Raw genomic sequence first — 6,430 nt, 5'->3', positions numbered from 1 at the left:
CCCCTCCCCTGCCCCGCCGCGCGTCAGCGGCCTCACGGGCGAGGGCGTGGAAGCGCTCCGGACCTCCGTGCTCACGCGGTTGTGGGGCGGTGGCACGCCCTCCGCGGTAGCCCTCGTCTCCGAGCGGCACGCGGACGCCCTGCGTCGCACCGCCGAGGCGCTGGGCCGCGCGGAAGAGGCCTCCCGCATGTCCACCCTGGAGGTCCTCTCCGGTGAGGTCGGACTCGCGTTGGAAGCCTTGGGGGAAGTGTCCGGAACGAGCGTGTCCGATGCCCTTCTGGACACCCTTTTCCAGCGTTTCTGCATCGGGAAGTAGTGCCCGGCGGGCGGCGGTCCGCATGTCAGACCCCTCCCTAGAATGCCTCGCGTTCACCGGCGTTCCCCGAGGATTCATGACGGCACTTCAGCAGCTTCACCCCACCTCCCACTCCCTGCTCTCGGCGCTGCCGTCGGGCTGGGTGGGGGAAATCCTCGATGGCGAGCTGGTGGCCTCGCCCCGCCTCTCCGTCGCGCCCGCGCGCGCGGCCTTCATGATGGGCGTGGAGCTGGGAGAGCGGCTGGATCCGCGCCGCGGCGGCAACGGCCGCTGGTGCTTCCTGCGCGCGCCGGAGCTGCACCTGGGCGAGGACGTCCTCGTGCCTGACCTGGCCGGCTGGCGCCGTGAGCGCGTGGCCGCCCCGCTGGAGCCCGGTGCCGCCTTCTTCACCCTGGTGCCGGACTGGATTTGCGAGGTCCTCACCCCCGCCACCACCGCGCTGGACCGGGCCCGCAAGCTGCCCCTGTACTCGCGGGCTGGCGTGTCCCATGTCTGGCTGGTGGACCCCGTCGCGCGCACGCTGGAGGTCTACCAGCGCATCAAGCGCGGCTGGCTCCTCACCGCGAGCCACGAGGACGACGCCCTGGTGCGCGCCGAGCCCTTCCCTTCCGTCCCCCTGGAGCTGGGCTCGCTGTGGCTTCCCGACGCGCCGGAGGAGCTGCCCCGGCTCGTCGCGGTGCCCTGAAGCCGTTCAGCTCGCGTGCTTGAGGCGCGCTTCCTCGGAGGCGCGCGACAGCCGGCGCACGGCGCGCAGCAGCAGATCCGGATCCACCGGCGCCGCCACGAAGCCCCGCGCATGCACGGCCTGCGCGCGGGGCAGGTCCCGCTCCGGCGCCTTGCCCGCCACCAGCACCTGCGCGCGCAGCCGCTGCGCCAGCACCTCCATCGCGGGCAGCGGCGCCACCACCACCTGCGTCTCGCCCGCCGCGCACACGTCGCCCGTGCTCGCCACCTTCACCGTGAAGCCCGCCCCGCCCAGCACCTGCACCAGGCCGGCCGCCGCGTCCGCGCCCCAGCCGTACACCAGCACCTGCTCGCGCACCGTCACGCGCGGCTCCGGCGCCGCCGGCATCGGGGTCCAGGTGGGCTCCAGGGGCGCCAGCATGGGCAGTGCCGCGCTGTCGCTCTTGCGCACGGGCTCCCGCACGGGCTCCGGCGCCGCCATGTCCGTCAGCTCCGCCAGGGACGTGCCCACCACCAGCGGCAGCGATTCCTCCCACTCCGGCAGGGAGAAGCCCTCCATCCCGGGGCGGCGCTGCGGCGTCGCCGGCTCACCCCGATACAGCCGCCCGATGGCCCGGCCCAGCGCCGCGTCCGTGGCCAGCAGGGGCACCACCCTCGACTTGCCGGACACGCTCTTCACCACGTCCAGCGTCGCCAGGCTCGCGGGCGCGGCCAGGGCCACCACCAGCACCGTGTCGCGGCGGGGACCCTGCCCCTCCAGCCGCAGCGGCACCACCCGGTGGGCCTCCGCCACCTTGTACGGAATCAGCCTCGCGAGCGACGCGTCCAACGGCTGGGCGTCCAGGTCCACCGCCTCCACGCCTGACTGGACCGCCAGCGCGGACAGCACCGCCTCCGCCGTGCAGAAGCGCTGGTCCACCACCACCTGCCCCAGCGCCACGCCCCACTTGCGCTGGTACGCCAGCGCGGACTGCAACTGCAGCGAATCCACCACACCCCGCGCGAGCAGGATGTCCCCCAGTCGCTTCTTCATCGCACGCTCTCCTCCGGCCCCCCTCGTGCCGCGGCCGGGACGACCTGCTCACCACGCCCTCCCCTGTACGCCAGGAGAGTGTAAAATTACAGACAAACCGTAGGAAGAGCTGAAGGAAGGCCGGTTGCCTGCCCGGACCCCGAAGGCGCCGCCCGGCCACTTCTTCCTGGGCTTTCACCGTCCTTCAACGAACCCCGCTCCAATCCTTGAAGGGGGGACGACAAAGCGGACGTTCACCGGAAGACCCGAGGGTGGCCGGATGTCGGAGACGTTCCTAGCCTGTAAGCATGGCTGACGCGTGCCTGAGAGAGTTCGTGCGGATGCTCCGCGCGCGGCGTGCTGCTCCTGGGGGTCTGGCGGGGGTGGATGCGCAGATGGCGGGACTCCAGCTGGAGCCCTCCAGCCTCAAGCCCTACCTGCATTTCCTACCGGGCCGCTACACGCGCAACCTCGTCCACCGGGACGAGGGCATGGAGATCATCGTCAACTGCTGGTCGCCGGGCGTGGCCTCGCCCATCCACGACCATGACGGCCAGGAGTGCTGGTTCAGCATCCAGCGCGGCCATTTCCTCCTGGAGAACTACCCGCTGCTGGAGGGTGGGACGGCGCCCGGCCAGGCCCGGCTGGGGGCTCCGGTGCGCGTGGGGCCGATGGGCGCAGGGCACGTGGACTTCCGCGAGCCAGGGGCCTCCATCCACCGCGTGAGCATCGCGGGCAACGCCCCGGGCATCACGCTGCACGTCTACGCTGGCCCGGTGGCCAGCTGTCTCGTGTTCGATCCGCGCCGTCACCGCTGCGCGTCGCACAGCCTGCGCTACCACAGCATCTTCGGGCGGCCGGTGCAGCCCAACGAGGGCCGCGTCTCCGTCCCCCTGCACGTCTGACGCGGGCTACCAGCGCACCTCGGGAAGGGGCGCGTACAGCATGCGCCCCTCCGCGCCCTGCCCCGTGAGGCCCAGCTTCGCGCCCACGCGGTACACGGCCCGCACCTGCTCCAGCACCTGGGATGACACCGCGGCGTGGCCTCCGGCGGCGTCGTCATCGCTGTTGTCCGCGTCGTGCTTGCCCAGCAGCTCCGACAGCACCTGCCCGGTGGGCCGGGGGCGCGGGAAGACGACCACGCGGACCGGGGCGTCCTTGTCCAGCTTCGCGGCCTCCTTCGCCAGCTCCAGCGCCTTCGGGTACCCGCCGAGCGCGTCCACCAGCCCGCGCTCCAGCGCGTCCTCGCCCGTCCACACGCGCCCCTTCGCCACGGCCTGGAGCTTCTCCAGCGGCATGTTCCGCGCCTGGGCGGCGCGGCTGGTGAAGTCCAGGTAGATGGTGTCCAGCTCGGACTCCAGCTGCGCGCGCTGCTCCGGGGTGAACTCCTGGTCGGAGCTGGCGAAGGTGGCGTTCTTCCCGAAGGCGATGGTGTCGAAGTTCACGCCCAGCTTCGCCCACAGCTCGGACGTGACGAACTTGCCGTTGTACACGCCGATGCTCCCCGTCAGCGTGCCCGGCTGCGCGACGATTTTATCCCCAGCCATGGCCACGAAGTAGCCGCCGCTGGCCGCGTACGTCCCCATGGAGACGATGACGGGCTTGCCTGCCTCGCGCGCGCGCTGCACCTCGCGGCGGATGGTGTCGCTGGCGGAGTAGCTGCCGCCCGGGCTGTCCACGCGGAAGAGGATGGCCTTCACGGACGGGTCCTCCACCGCCTTGCGGAAGGCCGCCGCCACCGTGTCGCCGCCCATCACCTGTCCGCCGGAGAGCGGGTTGGACTGGCTCTTGCCGCGAAGCACCTCGCCCACGCCGTAGATGAGCGCGATGGTGCTGCCCGTCTGGTGCGGGCGGCCCGCGCGCTCCAGGTACTTCTCCACGTAGAGGAACTGCGCGCCCTCGCCGGCCTCCTTCTTGAGCTCGTCGTGGATCTCGTCGCGGTAGCGCAGCCCGTCCACCAGCTTCGCGTCCACGGCCGCCTGACCCATGAAGGGCGCGCGGTCGATGAGGGCGCGCACCTCGTCCTCGGACAGCTTGCGGCCCTCCGCCACGCCCTTCACCACCTGATTGAAGAGGCTGCCGCCGTAGGCCTCCGTGGCCTCGCGCTGATGGGCGCCGTAGGACTCGTCGGTGAAGGTGTTGACGGCGTTCTTGAACTCGGCGCGCTTGCCGAACTCCGGCTTCACGCCGAACTTCGCGAAGGCGTCTCGCGCGAAGGGCGTCTCCATCACCAGGCCGGTGAGCCCCACGTCGCCGGAGGGCTGGATGTAGACGGCGTCGAAGGCGCTCGCCAGGTAGTAGGCGCCGGTGCCGTTGCCCGCTTCACCGAAGCCGTCCGCGTAGGCCACCGCCCGCTTGCCCGCCGCGCGGAAGGCCTTCACCGCGTCCCGCAGCTCCTGCACCTGCGCCGCGCTGCCCGGCTGCCCCACCCGGACGACCAGCGACTTCACCCGAGGGTCCGTGCGGGCCTTCTCCAGCCCCTCCACCACGTCCCGCAGCGTCGTGGGCTCCTCGCCGAAGGCGCCCGCCAGGGACGTGTCCAGCGTGTACTCCGGCAGCGGCTGCTGGAGGTCCAGCTCCAGCACCAGGTTGGACGGCACGCCCGGCTTGCTCGACGCCGCGAGCATCAACAACCCCACCACACCCACCACGAAGAGGATGGACAGCGCCCCGATGAAGGCCAGCGCACCAATGAAGAAGCGTTTCATCCGGAAGGACTCCTGGTGTCCACGTGCCTGAGGGACTGGGGCGGCCTACCACCAACGCGCGCGCCCGACGACGCTTGCATGACCTTCAGTGATGGGCGGCGGACGGGCAGCCAGGGCCCGGCCGTCCTGGTGGCCGGGGGGCGGCCCGGCACCCGGGCCCGCGCGGAGGCCGCCGCGGTGCACACCGTCCTTCCAGGAGCCGGGAGCCAGGGGCCTTCCGGCCCCGGGAGGCATGGAATGCAGAAGCGACGGTTGGGCAATTCCGACATGGACCTCTCCGTGCTGGGGTTCGGCGCGTGGGCCATTGGCGGGGGCGGCTGGGCATTCGCGTGGGGCGCGCAGGACGACGCGCAGTCCATGGAAGCCATCCAGCGCGCGCTGGACTCGGGCATCAACTGGATTGACACGGCGGCGGTGTATGGGCTGGGCCACTCCGAGGAGGTGGTGGCCAAGGCGCTGAAGGGCCGGGGTGAACGGCCGTATGTCTTCACCAAGTGCGGGATGGTCTGGGATGCCCAGGGTGGTGTCAGCCGGCGGCTCAAGGCGGACTCGGTGCGCGAGGAATGTGAAGCGTCGCTGCGCCGGCTGAAGGTGGATGCCATTGATTTGTATCAGGTGCACTGGCCGGTGGAGGCCGGGGCGGAGCTGGAAGAGGGTTGGACGGCGCTGGCGGAGCTGCAACGGCAGGGCAAGGTGCGCTGGCTGGGCGTTTCCAACTTCAATGTCACGCAGCTGGAGCGGGTGCGGCGCATTGCGCCGGTGACGTCGTTGCAGCCGCCGTACTCGCTCATCCGCCGGGACATCGACGACGACGTGCTGCCCTACTGCCAGCGGCAGGGCATTGGGGTGATTGTGTATTCACCCATGGCCTCCGGCCTGCTGACCGGAGCGATGACACGCGAGCGCATCCAGGCGATGCCAGACGATGACTGGCGCCGCCGCAGCGAGGACTTCCAGGAGCCGAAGCTGTCGCATCACCTGATGCTGGTGGAGCGCCTGCGCGAAGTGGGCGCGCGGCATGGGCGTTCTCCGGCGGAGGTGGCGCTGGCCTGGACGCTGCGGGAGCCGTCCGTCACCGCCGCCATCGTGGGGGCGCGCAGTGGGAAGCAGGTGGATGGCTTCATCCAGGCGGGGGACTTCCGGCTCACGTCCGAGGAGGTCCGCGAGGTGGAGGAGGCGCTGGGGTCAGGCTCCGCGATGGCGCCCGGAGGCATCTACGCCTGAGCCGGGCGGCGCGTGGAGGGCTCAGTTCTCCCCTGGGTCGTCCATGCGCTCTTCCAGCACGTCGATGCGCTTGCGGTCAGAGGACTGGGCATCCGCGAGGTGATGCACCATGCGGCCCATCTGGCCGAACATCCGCGTCTGCGCGGTTTTGATCCCGTACACTTCCTGCGTCAGGGTCGAGACGTGCGTGGTGAGTTCACCCATGTTGTCCCGGAACTCATTCATTTCTTCATCGAAGGCGCTGACCTGTTGCGAGAAGGCGCTGACCTGTTGCGAGAAGGCGCTGACCTGTTCCGAGAGGACATGAACCCGATCCGCCATGCGTTGGGCTTTCCGGAAGAGAACCCGGCATTTCATGTGGACCGTTCTCAGCGCCGTCTCGGTCCGCGTGAACTGCTCCTTCGACTCCTCCTGCAGCTCCCGGAATTCCTGCAGCATCCGCACCATCACATCCCCGCCCGTCGCCGTCGCCAATCCGTCCCTCCT

6 protein-coding genes and 1 pseudogene are annotated in these 6,430 nt (G+C 70.7%); 4 read left to right on the top strand and 3 right to left on the bottom strand.

Translation table 11 applies throughout. The annotated features are described in order from the left end of the window. Positions 1–316, top strand: a pseudogene (locus tag D7W81_RS19505) (tRNA uridine-5-carboxymethylaminomethyl(34) synthesis GTPase MnmE); the annotation flags it as partial. Positions 317–392: 76 nt separating this feature from the next. Further along, positions 393–1,001 (top strand): Uma2 family endonuclease, encoded by a 609-nt coding sequence (locus D7W81_RS19500; protein ID WP_120556896.1) that lies wholly within the window; start codon positions 393–395, stop codon positions 999–1,001. 6 nt (positions 1,002–1,007) lie between these two features. Here the strand turns inward: D7W81_RS19500 and D7W81_RS19495 are convergent, their stop codons facing one another. Next, a complete protein-coding gene (locus D7W81_RS19495) occupies positions 1,008–2,033 on the bottom strand; it encodes a GspE/PulE/PilB domain-containing protein (RefSeq protein ID WP_120556895.1) in 1,026 nt (341 codons plus the stop codon). A gap of 374 nt (positions 2,034–2,407) precedes the next feature. Here D7W81_RS19495 and D7W81_RS19490 point away from each other — a divergent pair, with 374 nt between their 5' ends. Next, positions 2,408–2,917 (top strand): cysteine dioxygenase, encoded by a 510-nt coding sequence (locus tag D7W81_RS19490; RefSeq protein ID WP_244227298.1) that lies wholly within the window; start codon positions 2,408–2,410, stop codon positions 2,915–2,917. Positions 2,918–2,923: 6 nt separating this feature from the next. Here D7W81_RS19490 and sppA read toward each other — a convergent pair whose 3' ends face one another. After that, positions 2,924–4,720 carry a signal peptide peptidase SppA gene (sppA, locus tag D7W81_RS19485; RefSeq protein ID WP_120556893.1) on the bottom strand — a complete coding sequence of 599 codons (1,797 nt, stop codon included), beginning with the start codon at positions 4,718–4,720 and terminating at the stop codon, positions 2,924–2,926. A gap of 237 nt (positions 4,721–4,957) precedes the next feature. On the opposite strand from sppA, the gene D7W81_RS19480 reads away from it, so the two are divergent. Next, positions 4,958–5,944: an aldo/keto reductase gene (locus D7W81_RS19480; protein ID WP_120556892.1), complete on the top strand. Its 987-nt coding sequence runs from the start codon at positions 4,958–4,960 to the stop codon at positions 5,942–5,944. Between the two features lie 21 nt (positions 5,945–5,965). Here the strand turns inward: D7W81_RS19480 and D7W81_RS19475 are convergent, their stop codons facing one another. Then, positions 5,966–6,418 carry a hypothetical protein gene (locus D7W81_RS19475; protein WP_147445548.1) on the bottom strand — a complete coding sequence of 151 codons (453 nt, stop codon included), beginning with the start codon at positions 6,416–6,418 and terminating at the stop codon, positions 5,966–5,968. Between the last annotated feature and the right edge of the window lie 12 nt (positions 6,419–6,430).

Source organism: Corallococcus aberystwythensis (assembly GCF_003612165.1).
GTDB lineage: Bacteria > Myxococcota > Myxococcia > Myxococcales > Myxococcaceae > Corallococcus > Corallococcus aberystwythensis.
This window is presented reverse-complemented; position numbering and strand designations above follow the sequence as displayed.